At 68.2% G+C, this 17,896-nt stretch carries 15 protein-coding genes; 5 read left to right on the top strand and 10 right to left on the bottom strand.

Annotated features, from left to right (window positions below):
- Window positions 1-338: 338 nt before the first annotated feature.
- Entirely contained in the window at window positions 339-2,183 is a 1,845-nt protein-coding gene (locus ASC87_RS27005) for a PhoX family phosphatase (protein ID WP_056670384.1), read from the top strand.
- A gap of 393 nt (window positions 2,184-2,576) precedes the next feature.
- Here ASC87_RS27005 and ASC87_RS27000 read toward each other — a convergent pair whose 3' ends face one another.
- Genes ASC87_RS27000 through ASC87_RS26985 form a run of 4 tightly spaced genes read right to left on the bottom strand, consistent with a single transcriptional unit; the run spans window position 2,577 to window position 6,254 of the window.
- Complete coding sequence (locus ASC87_RS27000) at window positions 2,577-3,530, bottom strand: 2-hydroxyacid dehydrogenase (protein WP_056670381.1); 954 nt, start codon at window positions 3,528-3,530, stop codon at window positions 2,577-2,579.
- Between the two features lie 32 nt (window positions 3,531-3,562).
- Window positions 3,563-4,810 (bottom strand): HAMP domain-containing sensor histidine kinase, encoded by a 1,248-nt coding sequence (locus ASC87_RS26995; protein ID WP_056670378.1) that lies wholly within the window; start codon window positions 4,808-4,810, stop codon window positions 3,563-3,565.
- A 12-nt stretch (window positions 4,811-4,822) separates the two neighbouring features.
- Window positions 4,823-5,599, bottom strand: a complete 777-nt coding sequence (locus tag ASC87_RS26990) for a transporter substrate-binding domain-containing protein (protein ID WP_056670375.1) — start codon at window positions 5,597-5,599, stop codon at window positions 4,823-4,825.
- On the bottom strand, window positions 5,592-6,254 hold the full coding sequence (locus ASC87_RS26985; protein ID WP_056670372.1) for a response regulator transcription factor: 663 nt from the start codon (window positions 6,252-6,254) through the stop codon (window positions 5,592-5,594). Before ASC87_RS26985 ends, ASC87_RS26990 begins: the two co-directional genes overlap by 8 nt.
- A 148-nt stretch (window positions 6,255-6,402) precedes the next feature.
- Between ASC87_RS26985 and ASC87_RS26980 the strand changes: the two genes are divergently transcribed.
- Window positions 6,403-6,837, top strand: coding sequence for a hypothetical protein (locus ASC87_RS26980; protein WP_082568991.1), 435 nt, complete (start codon window positions 6,403-6,405; stop codon window positions 6,835-6,837).
- Between the two features lie 23 nt (window positions 6,838-6,860).
- On the opposite strand, the gene ASC87_RS26975 is transcribed toward ASC87_RS26980, so the two are convergent.
- From ASC87_RS26975 to ASC87_RS26960, 4 genes are read right to left on the bottom strand one after another with little or no spacing between them, the layout of a single operon-like run.
- The gene (locus ASC87_RS26975) at window positions 6,861-7,622 is read right to left on the bottom strand and encodes an SDR family oxidoreductase (protein ID WP_056670367.1); all 762 of its coding nucleotides are present in this window, start codon (window positions 7,620-7,622) and stop codon (window positions 6,861-6,863) included.
- 2 nt (window positions 7,623-7,624) lie between these two features.
- The gene (locus ASC87_RS26970) at window positions 7,625-8,446 is read right to left on the bottom strand and encodes a BPSS1780 family membrane protein (protein ID WP_082568990.1); all 822 of its coding nucleotides are present in this window, start codon (window positions 8,444-8,446) and stop codon (window positions 7,625-7,627) included.
- 8 nt (window positions 8,447-8,454) lie between these two features.
- The gene (locus tag ASC87_RS26965; RefSeq protein ID WP_056670364.1) at window positions 8,455-9,417 is read right to left on the bottom strand and encodes a homoserine kinase; all 963 of its coding nucleotides are present in this window, start codon (window positions 9,415-9,417) and stop codon (window positions 8,455-8,457) included.
- Window positions 9,417-9,722: a hypothetical protein gene (locus tag ASC87_RS26960; protein WP_056670360.1), complete on the bottom strand. Its 306-nt coding sequence runs from the start codon at window positions 9,720-9,722 to the stop codon at window positions 9,417-9,419. The genes ASC87_RS26965 and ASC87_RS26960 overlap by 1 nt, the downstream gene beginning before the upstream one ends.
- Before the next feature lie 46 nt (window positions 9,723-9,768).
- Here ASC87_RS26960 and polA point away from each other — a divergent pair, with 46 nt between their 5' ends.
- The gene (polA, locus tag ASC87_RS26955; RefSeq protein ID WP_056670357.1) at window positions 9,769-12,555 is read left to right on the top strand and encodes a DNA polymerase I; all 2,787 of its coding nucleotides are present in this window, start codon (window positions 9,769-9,771) and stop codon (window positions 12,553-12,555) included.
- A gap of 215 nt (window positions 12,556-12,770) precedes the next feature.
- Here polA and ASC87_RS26950 read toward each other — a convergent pair whose 3' ends face one another.
- The gene (locus ASC87_RS26950; protein ID WP_056670354.1) at window positions 12,771-13,139 is read right to left on the bottom strand and encodes a ribbon-helix-helix domain-containing protein; all 369 of its coding nucleotides are present in this window, start codon (window positions 13,137-13,139) and stop codon (window positions 12,771-12,773) included.
- Window positions 13,140-13,209: 70 nt separating this feature from the next.
- Window positions 13,210-13,788, bottom strand: coding sequence for a DJ-1/PfpI family protein (locus ASC87_RS26945; protein WP_056670351.1), 579 nt, complete (start codon window positions 13,786-13,788; stop codon window positions 13,210-13,212).
- Between the two features lie 162 nt (window positions 13,789-13,950).
- Between ASC87_RS26945 and ASC87_RS26940 the strand changes: the two genes are divergently transcribed.
- Together ASC87_RS26940 and ASC87_RS33635 are read left to right on the top strand one after the other, a co-directional pair.
- Window positions 13,951-15,579 (top strand): alkaline phosphatase, encoded by a 1,629-nt coding sequence (locus ASC87_RS26940; RefSeq protein WP_056670348.1) that lies wholly within the window; start codon window positions 13,951-13,953, stop codon window positions 15,577-15,579.
- A gap of 164 nt (window positions 15,580-15,743) precedes the next feature.
- Complete coding sequence (locus ASC87_RS33635) at window positions 15,744-17,672, top strand: methyl-accepting chemotaxis protein (RefSeq protein ID WP_056670345.1); 1,929 nt, start codon at window positions 15,744-15,746, stop codon at window positions 17,670-17,672.
- The last annotated feature ends 224 nt before the right edge of the window (window positions 17,673-17,896 follow it).

Raw genomic sequence — 17,896 nt, 5'->3', positions numbered from 1 at the left:
GCGCGGATTAGAACAATCGTGCCGATGTCAGACAAGCGACAACATGTCCGGAATGAACGCCGGAACAGGCCATATGTCACAGGAATGGCGCAAAACCTCGCACAGTCATGCGACATCGGGCGCGTCAAGCGGCTGCTTTTCCCAGGTGAATGGCATCACGTTCGGTGACCTGCCGGGTGGCCTGCCCGGCTTGCATCACTTGCACGTTGTTGCAGGTGCGGGCGAGGTCAGCCAGGGCTTGTGGACGGGGAAATGTGACGGCCACGTCACGGTCGGGTCACTGGCTGGTCATGTCCAATTTCTAGCATCCGGGCTTCTTCAGCCGTATGTAAAGCAACATGTCACACATCACCGATCGCTTCCGCGCCGACTCCGCCCTGGCCCTGGGCCGCACCGAGGTCGAGACCGTCCCCGGCCAGATGTTCGAAGACGTGCTGCGCCACGCCACCGTGCAGCGCCGTTCTCTGCTGCGTGGCACCTTCGGCGCCACGATCGCTGCCGTGTTCGGCGGTTCGATGCTGACCGCCTGCGGCGGTGGCGACGATGACGCCGTCGCGGCCCCTGCGGCCGACAACTTCAAGGTCTCGTTCAAGGGCGTGACCGCGGCCACCGGCGACACCGTGGTGGTGCCCGAGGGCTACACCGTGGACGTGATGTTCAGCGCGGGCGACGCCGTGGTGGCCGGTTCCGTGCCGTTCACCGGCACGTTCCTCGGCTCGGCCGACACCGAGAAGTTCGCCGGCGGCCAGCACGACGGCATGTTCTTCTACGAATTGCCTGGCGTGGACCCGTCGAAGGGCGGCCTGCTCGCCATCAACCACGAGGCCCCCGACGCCAAGATCCTGTCGGCCACGGGCACGTACAACGCGGCCACCGCCACGGCCGAGGAAAAGAAGATCGTGTTGTCGTCGGTGGGGGTCTCGGTGATCGAGATCGAACTGAAGGACGGCAAGTGGGCCGTCAAGAAGGATTCGCCGTACAACAAGCGCTACACCGGCAACTCGTCGTACGGCGTCAGCGGCCCGGCCGCGCCGGTGGTCGGCGCCACGGTGATCGGCACGCTGAACAACTGCTCGAGCGGCACCACGCCGTGGGGCACGTACCTGACGTGCGAGGAAACGACCGACAACTACCTCGATCCCACGCAGAACGCCAACGGCTACGGCTGGGTGGTCGAGATCGACCCGCAGGGCAAGCTCGCGAACACGCCGGTCAAGCGCACGGCCCTCGGCCGCTTCGACCACGAGAACACCTCGTACATGCTCGACGCGCAGAACAACATGGCGCTGTACATGGGTGACGACGGCACGCCGGGCTGCATCTACAAGTTCGTGCCGAGCGCGAAGGTCAACCTGGCCGACCGCACCGCAAACGGCACCGTGCTCGACAACGGCACGCTGTACGCCGCCAAGTTCAACGCCGACGGCACCGGCCAGTGGATCGCGCTGGTGCAGGGCACGAACAACCTGACGGTGGGTGCCACCGACCCGGGCCTCGTGCCGCAATCGGCCACCGCGCCCACGCCCACCACGGTGGACTTCACCACCCAGGCCGACGTGCTGATCAACACGAAGGCGGCCGCCCGCGTGGCCGGCGCCACGCAGATGGACCGCCCCGAGTGGGTCAGCGTGGGTCCGGACAAGAAGATCTACGTGACGCTCACGAAAAACGGCAGCCGCAAGGTGGCCGACGCGGCGAACCCGCGCGCCGGCAACCCGCACGGCCACATCATCCGCTGGAGCGAAACGGGTGACTCGCCGCTTGCCACCACCTTCACGTGGGAAATCTTCCTTCTGGGCGGCGACACGCGTTTCACCGATGCCACCGCCAAGGGCAACATCGTGGGCGACACGTTCTCGAGCCCGGACGGCCTGCGCGTGGACCCGCAAGGGCGCCTGTGGGTGCAGACCGACGCGAACACCGACGCGGCGATCACGAACACCTTCGGCAACAACGCCATGTACCACGTGGACCCGGTGACGAAGAAGTCCACCCGCTTCCTCGTGGGCCCGGACGGCTGCGAGATCACCGGCATCGCCTACACGCCGGACCTGAAGACGTTCTTCGTGAACATCCAGCATCCGGAAAAGACGTGGCCGTCCAACGTGCAGGGCAACACGTTGCCGGCACGGTCGTCGACGGTGGTGATCCGCCGCACGGACGGGCGGCCGGTCGGGGCCTGACCCTTGGGGGTCATTCTGGCGAAAGCCGGGACCCACGGGTGGGCGAGCCCACAACTCGCCTGCGGCTCAAACACTCTGTCATCCCGGCCTGCGCCCATTGCTGTCCGGGGAAAATCTCGGTCATCCCGGCGAACGCCGGGATCTCCAGCGGTGCACGGGGGACGACAGGGCTGTGCGGGGAAACGCATTGGCGTTTGCGCAGAGCCGGTCTCTCAGGATCAGGCCCTCTGCCTGATTCGGCTTACTTTGCGCATGTTCCCGGCGCTGTTGCTGATTCAGTTGGCGCTCCGGGATCTATCCCGAATCACCACCCCCCGCAACAACTTACCGCTCAGCGCTCAAATTTTCCCCGGACAGCAATGGGCCTGCGCCGGGATGACAAGCGAGGGATGGTCACCGGCTGTTCGAACACTCCGGGATGGGGTGGGGCGGCCGGCTGCCGTCGAAGTGCCGGCGCAGGTTCTCGATCGTGAGGTCGAACATCGCCTTGCGGGTCTGGTGGGTGGCGCTCGCGATGTGCGGCGTCAGGATCACGTTGTCCATCGACCGCAGGCGGTCGTCCACATGCGGTTCGCCGTCGAACACGTCCAGCGCGGCGCCAGCGATGCGCCGTGCCACGAGCGCCTCCACCAGGGCCGCCTGATCGACCAGCGTGCCCCGGGCCACGTTCACCAGGAAACCGTCGGGCCCCAGCGCGGCGAGGGCCTCGGCGCCGATCAGGTGCCTCGTGGACAGGCCTCCCGAGGCCGCGACGACCAGGAAATCCACCTGCGCGGCCAGGTCCGCGACGTGCCGGAAGAAGCGATGGGGCAGGTGAGGCTTTTCGGTGCGTGCCGCATAGGCGACCGACATCTTGAACGCTCCGGCCCGGTCCGCGATGGCGCACCCGATGTGGCCCATGCCGACGATCCCGATGCGGCTACCCGCCATGGTCGAGCTGAACGGCAGCGAGCCGCCGGGCCACCGGCCTGCGCGGACGAAACGGTCCGCCTGGGGAATGTGCCGGCCGAGCGACAGCATCAGGGCCATGGCGAAGTCGGCCACGTCGTCGGTGTGCACCGCGGGGGTGTGCGTGACCACGATGCCGCGTTCCACCGCGGCCGGCACATCGACGCCGTCATACCCGGCCCCCACGACGGACGCCACTTCCAGCGCCGGCAACCGGTCCATCAGCGACCGGGGCAGCCGGTACTTGCCGCCCACCACCACCCCGCGGATCTGCGAAGCGATGGCCGCGAACAGGTCGGGTTCGTGCTCGTGGGTCTGGCGGTGGAGGCAGAAGTTCTTCTCGAGCGACACGGCCAGCATGTCGGGCAGTTTCGAGACGGCGAGGATCTGAGGGCGCATCCGTGCTCCAGGGGAAAACAGCGTTGATTGATTCATGGTGGTGCCGCCGCACCCAACCCGATGCACACCGTGGCGCCGCGGCCTGTCCGGGTGGCGATCCTGATCGGGGCGTCCAACAGGCCGGCCAGGCGGGTGACGATCGACAAGCCCAGTCCGAAACCCTGCGGGGTGGAACCTGCCGGGGCGTCGGTCACCTGGACGAACGCGTGGCACGGGTTGCGCATCGAGGGCGCCGGCCAGCCGGGACCGTTGTCGGTGACCGAAATCTCGATCCGGCCTTCCCGCTGCCGGGCCGCCACGAGCACCTTGCTGCGGGTGAACTTGACGGCGTTGGCGATGAGGTTCTCGAGGATGCGCAGCAGCATCCGCTCGTCGGTGGCGCAGCTCAACCGGGTGTGGCGGAACTTGATGTCGACGTCGCGGTGCAGGGCCGCCTCCTGGAACTGGAGTTCCAGGTGCTGGAAGACGTCGTGCAGCACGACCTGCCGGATCACCGGCTTGAGCACCACGGCGTCGAGCCGTGCGATCTCCAGGAAGTTCTCCAGGTGCCGGTGCAGGTCGTCGGTGGTGGCCTCGATGCGCGACATGATGGCCGCGCTCTGCGGCGGCGGCGCGTGCTTGGCGGTGTTGATGAGCAATTGCATGCCGTGCAACCGCTGCCGGAAATCATGGCTCGCTTCGTTGAACAGCTGGGACTTGGCCCGCATGCGGGCCGTCAGTGACCGGCCCACCACCAGCATCGTGCCCATGCTGCCGGCGAACAGCAAGGCCAGGGCGATGGCCACGTTGCGCACGGTGAGCGAGGCATCGCGGATGCTCGTGGCCCGCTGCATCACCAGGTTGCCGGTGGCCACCGCCAGTTCATCCGCCCGCGCCGAGAGTTCCTCCTCCAGGACTTTCCACTCGGCGGGGTTCCGCTCCCGGGCAGCGAACTCCTGGATCTGCTGGTAGGCCTTCGCCGCGAGGCGCCGCGTGCGCTCGTCGGTCTGGTTGCCGGGGTTGGCCGCGGCATAGGCGGCGAGGAAGGCGGCGTTCTGGCGTGTGACCGGGTCGGCCGCCCCGACGGCCAGGCTGCCGTAGTGGGCGAGCATCTCGAGGTTGCGGACGGCGCGAATCTGTTCGAGGAACTTCGGCACGAGCACGTCCCGCGTCTCGTTCGTCAGGGCGAGGATGCGCTGCTGCAGGCCCAGGATGCCCACGACGAGGACCGTGAAGACCAGCACGCACACGCCGGCCCACAGGCTGGCGGTCCACAGGCTGGCGTACTTGCGGCCTCTCATGCCGTGCCGGTGTCAAAACACCCGGAACGGGTAGTACTTCGAGTTGATCTTGTCCAGCTCGCCGCTGGTCTTGACCCATTGCAGGGCAGCGTTCAAGCGCTCGCGCAGTTCGGCGTCGGCCGGGTTGACGGCGATGGCGATGGGGTTGTTGAACTCGTCCGATTCAATGGCGCGGGCGCTGAGCCCCGCGGCGCTCAGGTCCTTCTCCCGCATGATCTCCAGCGCGGTGCTCGATGGCGAGATGAGCGCGTCGGCGCGCCCGTCGCGCAGCGCGTGCGCGAGGTCGGTGTTGACGGCCACCGGCACCAGCTCCCAGCCGTGTTCGGTGCGCTTGCGCGAGGCCCAGCGGTGTTGCACGGAACCACTCACCACGGCGACCTTCGCATGCCGGGACTGCGTCATGGGGATGCGGGAGATCCAGAACGTCTTGCTCAGCCTGTAGGGGTTGGTGAAGAGGACTTGCCGGGCCCGTTCCGGCGTGACGATGAGCGAGACCATGCCGATGTCGACCGCCCCGGAGGCCACGAGGTCGAGCACGCGTGTCTGCACGGTTTCCTGGAACTCGCAGGGCATGCGCATGGTGTCGCACAGCAGGCGGCCGAGGTCGACGTTGAACCCGACGAAGCGGCCCGTGGCATCGCGGTGGCTCAAGGGAGGGGCATCCTGCAGCAGCAGGAGCTTCAGCACCCGGGGTTTCGGCGCCTCCTGGGCCCGTGCGGGACACAGCGCTGCGCAAAGCACCAGGCCCAGCACGGCCAGCCGTTTCGCAGCCGATCGAAGCTCACGCATGGTGCCGGATGTAGCCATATTGCATGCCGAGTGCCACCGCGTGGGTGCGGTCGTTCGCCCGCAAGGCACTGATGACGTTGCTGACGTGGTTGTCGATGGTGCCGGGGGACAGGTTCAGCTGCCTGGCGATGTGCTTGGTGTTCAACCCGTCGTGCAGCAGGCTCAGGATCTCGATCTGGCGGTGGGTCAGGTGGCTGGGCTGCCGGGGGTGGCGCGACCGGCTGAAGCAGGGGCGCCCGTTCATGATGTCACGGAGGGCGCGGCTGAACTCCTCCACGGAGGCCGTCTTCAGCACGTACCCCAGGAATCCCATCGATTCCACGTCCGCCTGCCATTGCGGGTTGTCGCTGGCGGTGATCACCGCGGCCCGTGGCGCGAGGCCGATGTCGTGCACGTGGCGCACGAGGCTCAGCCCCTGGGCGCCCGGCACATCGACGTCCAGCCAGATCCGGAACCAGTCGGTGCGGGCATGCAGCCGTGCCATGGCGTCATCGGAGTTCCTGCTGATCTCGACGTGATCGTCGGCCATGGCGAGGAAGAGCGACTTCGTGGCCTCGGCCACGAAGGGATGGTCTTCGACGATGAGCATGTTCTTTTTCATGGGCGCGGTTTCCTCGCTCGCCGCATCCTCCTCGACCGCGCGCGAGTTCGCCATCCCCAGGTCCTTCACTTGCCCAGGCGGCGCCGGGCATGGTAGGGCGGAGGTGCTGGCGCGGGCCAAGCATGAGGATTCCCATCTTCCAGGCCACCCGCACTTCCGTTGAAATCGGTGTGGTTCAACGCGAGGTTGCCATCCCATGCCGATGCCACCGATCCGCCCGACGGGCGACGTTTCCCAGTTCCTGCACGTACCCGGCGGCACCCCCGACAGGTCCGCGGCATCCATCTACCTGCTCGAGCTGGCGCGGACGGCGTCGGTCGAGCTGTCGAGTGAACCGGTGCTGTGCAAGGACTTCCTGCCAGGGACCGACCTGACCGTTTCGGCGGAATCCGGCATGCGGGCCGATGCGGTGACGAGTTCAGAGGCCCTGGCCGCCCGGTTTCGAAAGGTGCTCGACCTGGTGGGCGGCACGGCCAGGAGGGTACCCGCTCACGCGGGGTGGGATCGTGCCCATGTCGCGTTCGGGCTCGTCCGGTGGTGGCCGGCCTCCCGGCGGGAGGTTGCCTGTCGTTCCCTGGGGCCGTTCAAGATGGTGATCGACTGCACCACGGGCCGGGTGCAGTTCAACGACGTCTGAACGCCCTCGCGGGGCTCAGTTCCTCAGCCCCGGCCCACGAACGGCATCTTCGTGGCCATGATGGTCATGAACTGCACGTTCGATTCGAGCGGCAGCGCGGCCATGTGCACGATGGCGTCGGCCACATGCTGCACGTCCATGCGGGGCTCCACCATCGTCTGGCCATTGGCCTGCAGGATGCCGGCGGCCATGCGCTCGGTCATCTCGGTGGCGGCGTTGCCGATGTCGATCTGGCCGCACGCGATGTCCCACGCCCGGCCGTCGAGCGACGTGGACTTGGTCAGCCCCGTGATGGCGTGTTTGGTCGACGTGTACGGTGCGGTGAACGGCCGCGGCGTGTGGGCCGAGATGGAGCCGTTGTTGATGATGCGCCCGCCGCGCGGTGACTGGCGCTTCATGATCCGGAACGCCGCCTGCGTGCACAGGAACGCGCCGGTGAGGTTGACGTCCACCACGGCCTTCCACTGCGCGTACGTCAGTTCGTCGAGCGGCACGGCCGGGGCGCCGGACCCGGCGTTGTTGAACAGCAGGTCGAGGCGGCCGAAGCGGGCTTCCGCGGCGTCGAACAGGGCCTTCACCGAATCGGGGTTGCCCACGTCCGCAGCCACCGCCAGCGCCTGGACGCCCAGGTCGCCGGCCTCGGCCACCACCTTCGCGAGGGGCTCGCTGCGGCGGCCCGCCAGCACCACCCCGTACCCGGCGCGCAGCAGCGCGAGGCTGGTGGCACGGCCGATGCCGGTGCCTGCACCGGTCACGAGGGCGATCTTGCGGGCGGGTGCGTTCATCGTCAGGCCTCCGGGACGGTGGGGGGGATCGACGGCTCGAAGCTGTCGAAGAACGTGAAGAACAGCGTGGCGTAGAACACGGTGGCGGCCAGCAAACCGGCCGGCATGATGATGAACACGCCCAGTTCCGGTTGGCCGATGAGCGCGAGCAGCAGGGTAGCGGCGACGCCGAGCGCCATCACGGCCCCGGCGCAGGTGAGCCCGTACACGGCGAACGCACCGCGGTTGCGCCACACGGCCACCGTGCTGAAGAACAGCGACTTCGCCGCACCCTGGCCCGCCCAGTGCACGAGCGCCGGGGCATGCCAGAACGGCACGCTCAAGAGGCCCGCGAGGCCGAACCGCACGAACAGGCCCATCTGGAGGGCCGGGTCCTGCAGCAGCGCATTGACTTCCTCCTGCGTGGCCTTGCCGCCCGGTTGCATCATGTCCTGGAGCTGCGCGAAGCGCCCGCCGTCGACCCAGTGGCTGAGCAGCATGATGGCGATGGTGCCCACGATGTAGAGGCCACCGAGCTTGACGAAAGCCAGGGTCTGCGCGCGGCCCTGCTTGAATGGCGCGGCGAACAGCGCCGGTGACGGGGCGACGCCCCGGAGTGCCACCTGCGTGGCCAGCATGAACACCAGCGACACGATCGGCAGGCTGCCCAGCACGAACAGCGGGCCCACGATCGGCAGGATCATCAGCAGCACCACGCCGAACAGGAACGTGGCCAGCAGCGCGGACATGGCAACCGGGCGCAGCGCAAAGGCCTGGAACCCCTGGCGAACCCACACGGCACCGCGCAGCGCGGGCACCTGCTTCAACTTCATCTCGACGGACATGGGGGCGATCAGGTGGTCAGGCCGGGGTGCCAGGGATCGTCGATCCGCTGGCGCAGCACGCGCTCGAAGTGGGTGGGATCGTGGGCCTTCAGCACGGCAGCGTCGCGCGGCAGGTGGAAGTCCCACAGGCGGGAGATCCAGAAGCGCAGCGCGCCAGCCCGCAACAGCGCCGGCATCAGGCGCCGTTCGCTGCTGGAGAGTTCGCGTTCGCGGTGGTAGGCGGCCACGAAGGCGGTGGCCCGGTCGGCGTCCAGCCGGCCGGTGTCGAGGTCGATGCACCAGTCGTTCAGGCACACGGCGATGTCGAACAGGAAGGTGTCGACCCCGGCGAAGTAGAAATCGAAGAAACCGGTGAGCCGGTGGCCGTCGAACATGACGTTGTCACGGAACAGGTCGGCGTGGACCGGTCCGCGTGGCAGCGACGCGTAGGCGGGGGTGGTGGCCAGGTGCTGCTGGAAGGCCAGCTCGGACTGCAGCAGCTCGGCCTGTTCGGCCGCCAGGTGCGGCAGCACCACGGGCACGGTGTCGGTCCACCAGTCGAGGCCGCGCAGGTTGGGCTGGAAGCGCGGGTAGTCGGTGCCGGCCGTGTGCATGCGGGCGAGCATGGCGCCCACCTGTTCGCAGTGCAACGCGTCGGGCGCGAGCTGGTGGCCGCCGGAGAGGCGGTCCACCACCGAGGCGGGTTTGCCACACAGCGTGTGGAGGATTTCCCCCGATGCATCGGCCTGCGGGTCGGGCACCGGGATGCCCTTGCCCGCCAGGTGTTTCATCAGGTGCAGGTAGAACGGCAGTTGCTCGGCGCTCAGGCGCTCGAACAGCGTGAGCACGTAGCGGCCCTTCGCGGTGTCGGCGAAGAAGTTGGTGTTTTCGATGCCCGAGGCGATGCCCTTGAGGGATTCCAGCGGGCCGATGCCGAGCCGCGCCATCAGCGCGGCGGCCTCGTCGAACCCGACTTCGGTGAAGACTGCCATCAGAACGACAGCACGTGCCAGACACGCTGGCCCACTGCTCCGCCGGTGCTGCCACGGTGGGGCACCACGATTTCGTATTCGCTCTTGAGCGGCCCCTTCGTGCGCACCGTCACACGCTGCGGTTCACCGCGCACGCGCAGTTCCTCGATGCGGGCACCGTCGTCCTCGACGATCAGGTACTCGACGACCGGCTCGGGCTTGCCGGAGGGTACGCCGGGGGCGGCCACGGGGGGTTCCGCCGCACGAGCGGCCCCGCCGAGCAACAGCAGCCCGGCGGCAACGAGGAAGGGGGCAGGGCACTTCATGCCCTCCATTGTAGGCAGGCCTGCCGGCATCCCCGACAATCGCCCGATGAACGCCGAAAACCAAGCCTCGATCCTCGCCGAGCCCGGCATGCTGCTGCTCGTGGACGGCTCCAGCTACCTGTACCGAGCTTTCCACGCACTGCCCGACCTGCGCAGCCCCGACGGTTTCCCCACCGGGGCGCTGCACGGCATGGCCGCCATGATGAAGCGCCTGCGCGACCAGTACCCCGCCCGCCTGGGCGCCTGCGTGTTCGATGCCAAGGGCGACACCTTCCGCAACACCTGGTACGCCGAGTACAAGGCCCACCGCCCGCCCATGCCGGAAGACCTGGCCAGGCAGATCGAACCCATCCACGAGATGGTGCGGTTGCTCGGCTGGCCCGTGCTGACCGTGCCGGGCATCGAGGCTGACGACACCATCGGCACGCTGTCATGCGCCGCCGCGAAAAAGGGCCACCTGGTGGTCATCTCCACCGGCGACAAGGACATGGCCCAGCTGGTGGACGAGCGGGTGACCCTCATCAACACCATGAGCAACGAGGCGCTCGACGTGGCCGGCGTGGCGGTGAAGTTCGGCGTGCCGCCCAACCGCATCATCGACTACCTCACGCTGATCGGCGACACGGTGGACAACGTGCCGGGCGTCGACAAGGTGGGCCCGAAGACGGCGGCCAAGTGGATCGCCGAACACGGTTCGCTCGAAGGGGTCATGGCCGCGGCCGCCGGCATGAAGGGCGTGGCCGGTGAAAACCTGCGCCGCGCGCTCGACTGGCTGCCCCAGGGCCGCCGCCTGATCACCGTGGTGACCGATTGCGACCTCACGGGCCACGTGGGCGACTGGCCCGCGTTCGAGTCGCTGGCCCTCGGCCCCATCGACCACGAGCGCCTGCTCGACTTCTACAAGCGCTACGGCTTCAAGACCTTGCTGAAGGACCTGGAAACCTCGCTGTCGCGGTCCAGCCCGGCTGCGGTGCCGGTGTCGGGTGATCTGTTCGCCGACCCGCCGGTCCCCGAAGGCCCCGCGCTCGAGAAGCGCTACGAGACCGTGCTCGACTTCGCCGTGCTCGACGGCTGGATCGCCCGCCTGCAGGCCGCGCCGCTGGCCGCGGTGGACACCGAAACCGATTCGCTCGACCCCATGCGGGCGCGCATCGTGGGCGTGTCGTTCAGCGTGGAGCCGGGCGTGGCCGCCTACGTGCCGTTGCGCCACGACTACGCTGGCGCGCCCGACCAGCTGCCCATGGACGAGGTGCTCAACCGCCTGAAGCCGTGGCTCGAGGATGCGCGGTCGCCCAAGGTGGGCCAGAACATCAAGTACGACATCCAGGTGCTGGCCAACCACGGCATCCGCGCCGCGGGCTTCCAGCATGACACCATGCTGCAGAGCTACGTGCTCGAGGCCCACAAGCCGCACAGCCTGGAGAGCCTGGCCTCGCGCCACCTGGGCCGCGCGGGCCTCAGCTACGAGGACGTGTGTGGCAAGGGCGCCAAGCAGATCCCGTTCTCGCAGGTCGACATCGAACGGGCCACGCTGTACTCGGGCGAGGACAGCGAGATGACGCTGCAGGTGCACCAGGCGCTGTGGCCGAAGATCGAGGCCGAGCCCGGCCTGCGCAAGGTATACGAAGAGATCGAGATGCCGGTGTCGGGCGTGTTGCAGCGCATCGAACGCGAAGGGGTGCTGATCGACCCGGACGTGCTGGCCGCACAGAGCCAGCAGCTCGGTGAACGCATGATGGCGCTCGAACGCGAGGCCCACGAGCTGGCGGGGCAGCCGTTCAACATGGGGTCGCCGAAGCAGATCGGCGAGATCCTGTTCGGCAAGCTCGGCCTGCCGGTCATCAAGAAGACGATGAGCGGCGCGCCCAGCACCGACGAGGAGGTGCTGGAGAAGCTGGCGGAAGACTATCCGCTGCCGGCCAAGCTGCTCGAACACCGCGGCCTTGCGAAGTTGAAGGGCACGTACACCGACAAGCTGCCGCTGATGGTGAACCCCGACACGGGCCGCGTGCACACCAACTACGCGCAGGCGGTGGCGGTGACGGGGCGCTTGTCCAGCAACGACCCCAACCTGCAGAACATCCCCATCCGCACGGCAGAAGGCCGGCGTGTGCGCGAGGCCTTCATCGCTCCCCCCGGCAACACCATCCTGAGCGCCGACTACTCGCAGATCGAGCTGCGCATCATGGCGCACATCAGCGACGACACGAACCTGCTGCGCGCGTTTGCCGAAGGCATGGACGTGCACCGTGCCACCGCCGGCGAGATCTTCGGCGTGGAGCCCGCGGCGGTGACGAGCGAGCAGCGCCGTTACGCGAAGGTCATCAACTTCGGGTTGATCTACGGCATGAGCGCCTTCGGCCTGGCGGGCAACCTCGGCATCGAGCGCAGCGCGGCCACCGCCTACATCGACCGCTACTTCACTCGTTATCCCGGCGTGAAGCGCTACATGGACGAGACCCGCGCTTCCGCCAAGGACCGGGGTTACGTCGAAACCGTGTTCGGCCGCCGCCTGTGGCTGCCCGAGATCAACAGCCCCAACGGCCCGCGCCGCTCGGGCGCTGAACGCGCGGCCATCAACGCGCCCATGCAGGGCACCGCCGCCGACCTGATCAAGCTCGCGATGATCGCGGTGCAGGGCAAGCTCGACGAACAGGGCCTCGCCACCCGCATGGTGATGCAGGTGCACGACGAACTGGTGCTGGTGGTGCCGGACGAGGAGCTCGACTGGGCGAAGGTCGAGATTCCGCGGTTGATGGCGGGGGTGGCGGCGCTCAAGGTGCCGTTGCTGGCTGAAGTGGGTACCGGTCCCAACTGGGACAAGGCGCATTGATTGTTGGCCCCCCAGTCGCTTCGCTCCTGCCCCCGAGGGGCGCCACGGGTCGCCCGGGGGGCCCGGGCTCGCGTGTAGCTTGATCTGGCGCTTCGCTGCGCTTGCTTCCCTGGCGTTCGCGGCTCGGGGCGTTGCTCGCTTCGCTTGCTCGCCCCCGTTTGTCATCCCGGCGCAGCCGGGATCTCCAACGATGCCAGGCGCGGCGATGCCCGCGCCTATGCCGCCGTCCGTTCACCCTTCAGCATTTGGGGCAAGTCCGCCAGCACGGCCCGGGCGTCCAGTGACCGGATGGGCACGGTCACGTCCGTGGGGATGCGCCGGTGGGCCTGCAGCGCCATGTAGCGCAGCGCGCTGACACGCAGGAATGACGCGAAGTTGCCCACCTCGCCGCGGGAGGCGACGAGTTCGTCGTACAGGCGCTCCAGCAGGTGGGTGACGGTCATCCCGTCGCGTTCACCGATCTCCGCCAGCACGTCCCAGTAAAGGTTCTCGAGCCGCAGGCTCGTGACCACGCCGTGCAGGCGTACGGACCGCGTGCGCGATTCGTAGCTTTCGGGACTCGCGCTGATGAAGATCTCACACATGGGGGTCTCCGGTCCGGCCAAGGCGCTATCTTGGACCTTCCGGAGCCCCCGCTGCGACAGGGGGATTTCCTCAGAGGGTGATCTTCGTGCCCAGCACCACCAGGAACTGCTGGATCCACGCCGGGTGCGCCGGCCACGCGGGGGCGGTGACGAGCTTGCCGTCGGTGATGGCCTGGTCCACCGCGATGTCGGCGTAGGTGGCGCCGGCGAGTTCCACCTCGGCCGCACACGCGGGGTACGCCGACACCCGCTTGCCGCGGATCGTGCCGGCCGCCGCGAGCAGCTGGGCGCCGTGGCACACGGCGGCAATCGGTTTGTCGGCACGGGAGAAGTGCTGCACGATGGCCAGCACGTCCTTGTTCATGCGCAGGTACTCCGGTGCCCGGCCCCCGGGGATCAGCAGCGCGTCGTAGTCCTCGGCCTTCACGTCGGCGAAGGTGGCGTTCAGCGTGAAGCGGTGGCCCGGCTTCTCGGAATAGGTCTGCTGGCCCTCGAAGTCGTGGATGGCCGTCATCACGAAGTCGCCGGCCTTCTTGTCGGGACACACCGCGTGCACCGTGTGGCCCACGGCCTGCAGCGCCTGGAACGGCACCATCGTTTCGTAGTCCTCGGCGTAGTCACCCGCCAGCATCAGGATTTTCTTGCCCATCGTCGTTGCTCCTTCGGCACCGCCCCCGCACCGCGCCGGGGCCTGGAAACATTCTCGGAACGGCCCGCGGCGGGTGGGTAACAGCCGGCTGTTGCACTGGGGGTCATCCCGGCGTCACGGCATGTCCAGAAGATGCGGTCTTCGCCATCGCCGGAGCCTGCCATGCCGTTCGACACGCCCAACCGCCGCCATTTCCTCCAATCCACCGCGGCCGCCACCGGCGGCCTGCTGGTGCCCGGCTGGGCCGCCGCCCAGCAGTCCGCCGCGGTGATCGTCTCCGACGCCGACCGCCCGGTGGCCGCCCAGGGCGTGCAGTTCGGCGACCCGCAGCCGGGTTCCGTGATGGTGTGGTCGCGCAGCGACCGCCTGGCGCGCATGGTGGTCGAGTACGCCTTCGACGAGCGTTTCACGAACGCCCGCAAGGTGATGGGCCCGCACGCCCTCGAGACCACCGATTTCACGGCCCGCCAGGACCTGGCCGGCCTGCCCGAAGGCCGCGAGGTGTTCGTGCGGGTGAGCTTCCAGGGCCTCGACAACGCCCGCGCCGTCAGTGCCCCGGTGACGGGCCGGTTCACCGTGGCCCCGGTCGCCGCGGACACCGACTTCCGCCACCGTCCGCGCGCCCGCGATGTGCGTTTCGTCTGGGGCGGCGACACCGCCGGGCAGGGCTGGGGCATCAACCCGTCGTTCGGTGGCATGAAGATCTACGAGGCGATGCGCCAGCGCCGCCCGGACTTTTTCGTGCACAGCGGCGACACGATCTACGCCGACGGGCCCATCGCCGCGTCGGTCGCCGCCGAGGACGGCCGCCTGTGGAGCAACCTCGTCACACCCGAGGTGTCGAAGGTGGCCGAGACCTTGAACGAGTACCGCGGCCGCTACCGCTACAACCTGCTCGACGACAACCTGCGCCGCTTCAACGCCGAGGTGCCGCAGATCTGGCAGTGGGACGACCACGAGATCACCAACAACTGGTCCGATTCGAAGGACCTGTCGGCCGACGCCCGCTACACGGAAAAGAACGTGCCGCTGCTGACGGCCCGCGGCATGCGCGCCTTCCTCGACTACGCGCCGATGCGCCCGTTCGATGCCCGCGAATCGCAGCGGGTGTACCGCAAGGTCAGCCATGGCCCGCTGATGGACCTGTTCGTGCTGGACATGCGCTCGTACCGCGGCCCGAACTCGGCGAACCTGCAGGCCCAGCCTGGCGACGCGGCGGCCATCCTGGGCCGCGAGCAGCTCGACTGGCTCAAGCAGCAACTGGCCCAGTCCCGGGCTGTGTGGAAGGTCATCGCCGCCGACCTCCCCGTGGGCCTGGGCGTGCCCGACGGCAAGGATGCCCGGGCCCAAGCGAAATGGGAAGGCGTGGCCAACGGCGACAACGGCGCGGCCCGCGGCCGCGAGCTGGAGATCGCCGAACTGCTGACGTTCATCCAGCGCCGCCACATCCGCAACACGGTGTGGCTCACCGCCGACGTGCACTATTGCGCGGCCCACTACTACGACCCGAACAAGGCGGTCTACAGCGAGTTCGACCCGTTCTGGGAGTTCGTGGCGGGCCCGCTGAACGCGGGCACGTTCGGCCCCAACGTGCTCGACGGCACCTTCGGCCCGCAGCTCGCGTTCGTGAAGGCACCCGCGGCCGGGCAGGTCAACCTGTCGCCGTACGCGGGCATGCAGTTTTTCGGTGAAGTGAACATCGACGGCCGCAGCGGGGAACTCGCCGTGGACCTGCGCGACCTGAACGGCACGTCGGTGTACCGCAAGGCGCTGTCGCCGCGCTGGGGATGACAAACGGGTGAAAGACGGGCCGTACGCGTGACGTAGTTCGCAATCGGCCCGTTGTGGCGGGTCAACCCCCTGATCGGGCTCAAGGAATGGCCGGGGCGGCCGAAGTTGGACTACCAGCCGCAGTGGATCAGGCGGCCATCGTTCACAGCCACCGGATCCTTTCCATGTCTTCATTCACCTTTCGGAGCATCGGCGTCAAGTTGTCGGCCAGTGCCATCGGGGCCACCGCCGTCGTGCTGCTTGTCGCGATCGGGTTCGTCAGCATCTCGTTGTGGCGCCAGGCCGCCGACGCCGGCGAGCGCCGCATTACCGCCGCGGTGGACACCGCCTCGATGTTGCTGACCACGTCGGACGCCGCGTACCGCAAGTCGGCGATGCGCGATTTCGGCATCTTCAAGTCGTCGTTCTCGCAGGGATTCCAGCTGGTCGAGCGCGAGGCGTCGGATGGCAAACCGGCGTCGCAGCTGCTGCACCACGGCGAGGCGGTCAATGGCAACTTCGAGGTCGTGGACCGCTTCACCGCGAGCACCGGGTCGGTGGCCACGGTGTTTGCCCGGGTCGGTGACGACTTCCAGCGCATCACCACCTCGGTCAAGAAAGAGGACGGCAGCCGCGCGCTCGGCACCTTCCTCGGCAAGCAGTCCCCGGCCTACCAGGACGTGGTCGACGGCCGCACGCGGGTGGACCGCTTTGCGTTGTTCGGCAAGGTCTACATGCACGTCTACGAACCCATCCGCGAAGGTGACCGCACGATCGGTGTGCTGTACGTGGGGGTGCCCATGACCGATGACCTCGCGCAGATGCGCAAGTCGATGCAGGCCCGCCCGCCGTTCGAGACCGGACGCCTCTACGCCGTGGAACTGCGCCCGGGCGCCAGCCTCGGCAACGTGTTCGGGGTGGACAAGGAACAGTCCCTCGCCAAGGGCAGCGACGACGATCAGGCGCTGCTCAAGACGCTGCAATCCGACGAGGCCGGCGACACCGTCGTGGCCACGCCGGGCGGTGCGGTGCGCCGCGTGTTCGCACGCAACAAGGCTTGGAACTGGGCCGTCGTGGCCGAGGTCCCGGTGGACCAGATCACCGCTGACGCGGTGCGCCTGTTGCGCCTGCTGTGGCTGGCGGTGGGTGTGGCGCTGGTCGCACTCGCGGGTGTGATCGTGTTCGTGTCGAACCGCCTGATCACCCAGCCCGTGGCCGACCTGCAGGCCCGCCTCACCCAGCTGGCCGAGGGTGACCTGACCCGGCCGCTCGTGTCGCGAAGCCAGGACGAGATCGGCCAGCTGATGGGCGCGATGGAGCGCTTCCGCACGATGCTGCTCGCGTCGCTCGACGGCGTGCGCCGCAACGCCGACAGCGTGGCCGTGGCCAGCGCCCAGATCGCGCAAGGCAACAACGACCTGAGCCAGCGCACCGAACGGCAGGCGAGCGCGCTCGAGGAAACGGCGGCGTCGATGCAGCAGCTCGGTTCCACCGTGCGCCAGAACGCCGACCACGCCCGCGAGGCCAACACGCTGGCGCAGGGCGCGAGCGAGGTGGCGGCCCGGGGCGGTGACGTGGTGGGCCAGGTGGTGGGCACGATGAAGGGCATCGACGACAGCTCCAAGCGCATCGCCGACATCATCGGCGTGATCGACGGCATTGCCTTCCAGACCAACATCCTCGCGCTCAACGCAGCGGTCGAGGCTGCCCGTGCCGGCGAACAGGGCCGCGGGTTTGCCGTGGTGGCCGCCGAGGTTCGCTCGCTGGCCCAGCGCTCCGCGCAGGCGGCCAAGGAGATCAAGACGCTGATCGCCACCAGCGTGGAACGTGTGGAGCAGGGCAGCGCGCTGGCCGGCCAGGCGGGCGCCACGATGGCCGAGGTGGTGGCCGCGATCCGCCGCGTGACCGACATCGTTGCCGAGATCCGCGCGGCCACCGACGAACAGAACAGCGGTGTCCAGCAAGTGGGCCACGCCGTCAACGAGATGGACCGCACCACGCAGCAGAACGCAGCGCTGGTGGAGGAGAGCGCTGCCGCGGCCGAAAGCCTCAGGGCGCAGGCCCAGCAGGTCGTTCAGGCCATGTCGGTCTTCAAGCTGGATGGTTCTGCCTGACCTCTCGAAAGGGCAGAACGAGCCCGTGGTGGGGCGCGCCGGTACCGAGGTGCAAGCGCCATCACGCCGCTCAGTTGTTGCAGGCTGGCGCGTAGTCGACCGGTTGAAAGCTGCCGTTGCCGTTGTTGTGGAAAACGCGTGTGCCAGGCGTGCGTCGATGCACACCATGCCGCCGCAGTAAACGGCGGCTCCCTGTAGTTCTGCCAGGACGTCCGTCCGTAAGT

It is taken from the genome of Rhizobacter sp. Root1221 (assembly GCF_001425785.1).
Lineage (GTDB): Bacteria > Pseudomonadota > Gammaproteobacteria > Burkholderiales > Burkholderiaceae_C > Rhizobacter.
The sequence above is the reverse complement of the archived record's forward strand: the minus strand, read 5'-3'. Positions and strand labels throughout refer to the sequence as shown.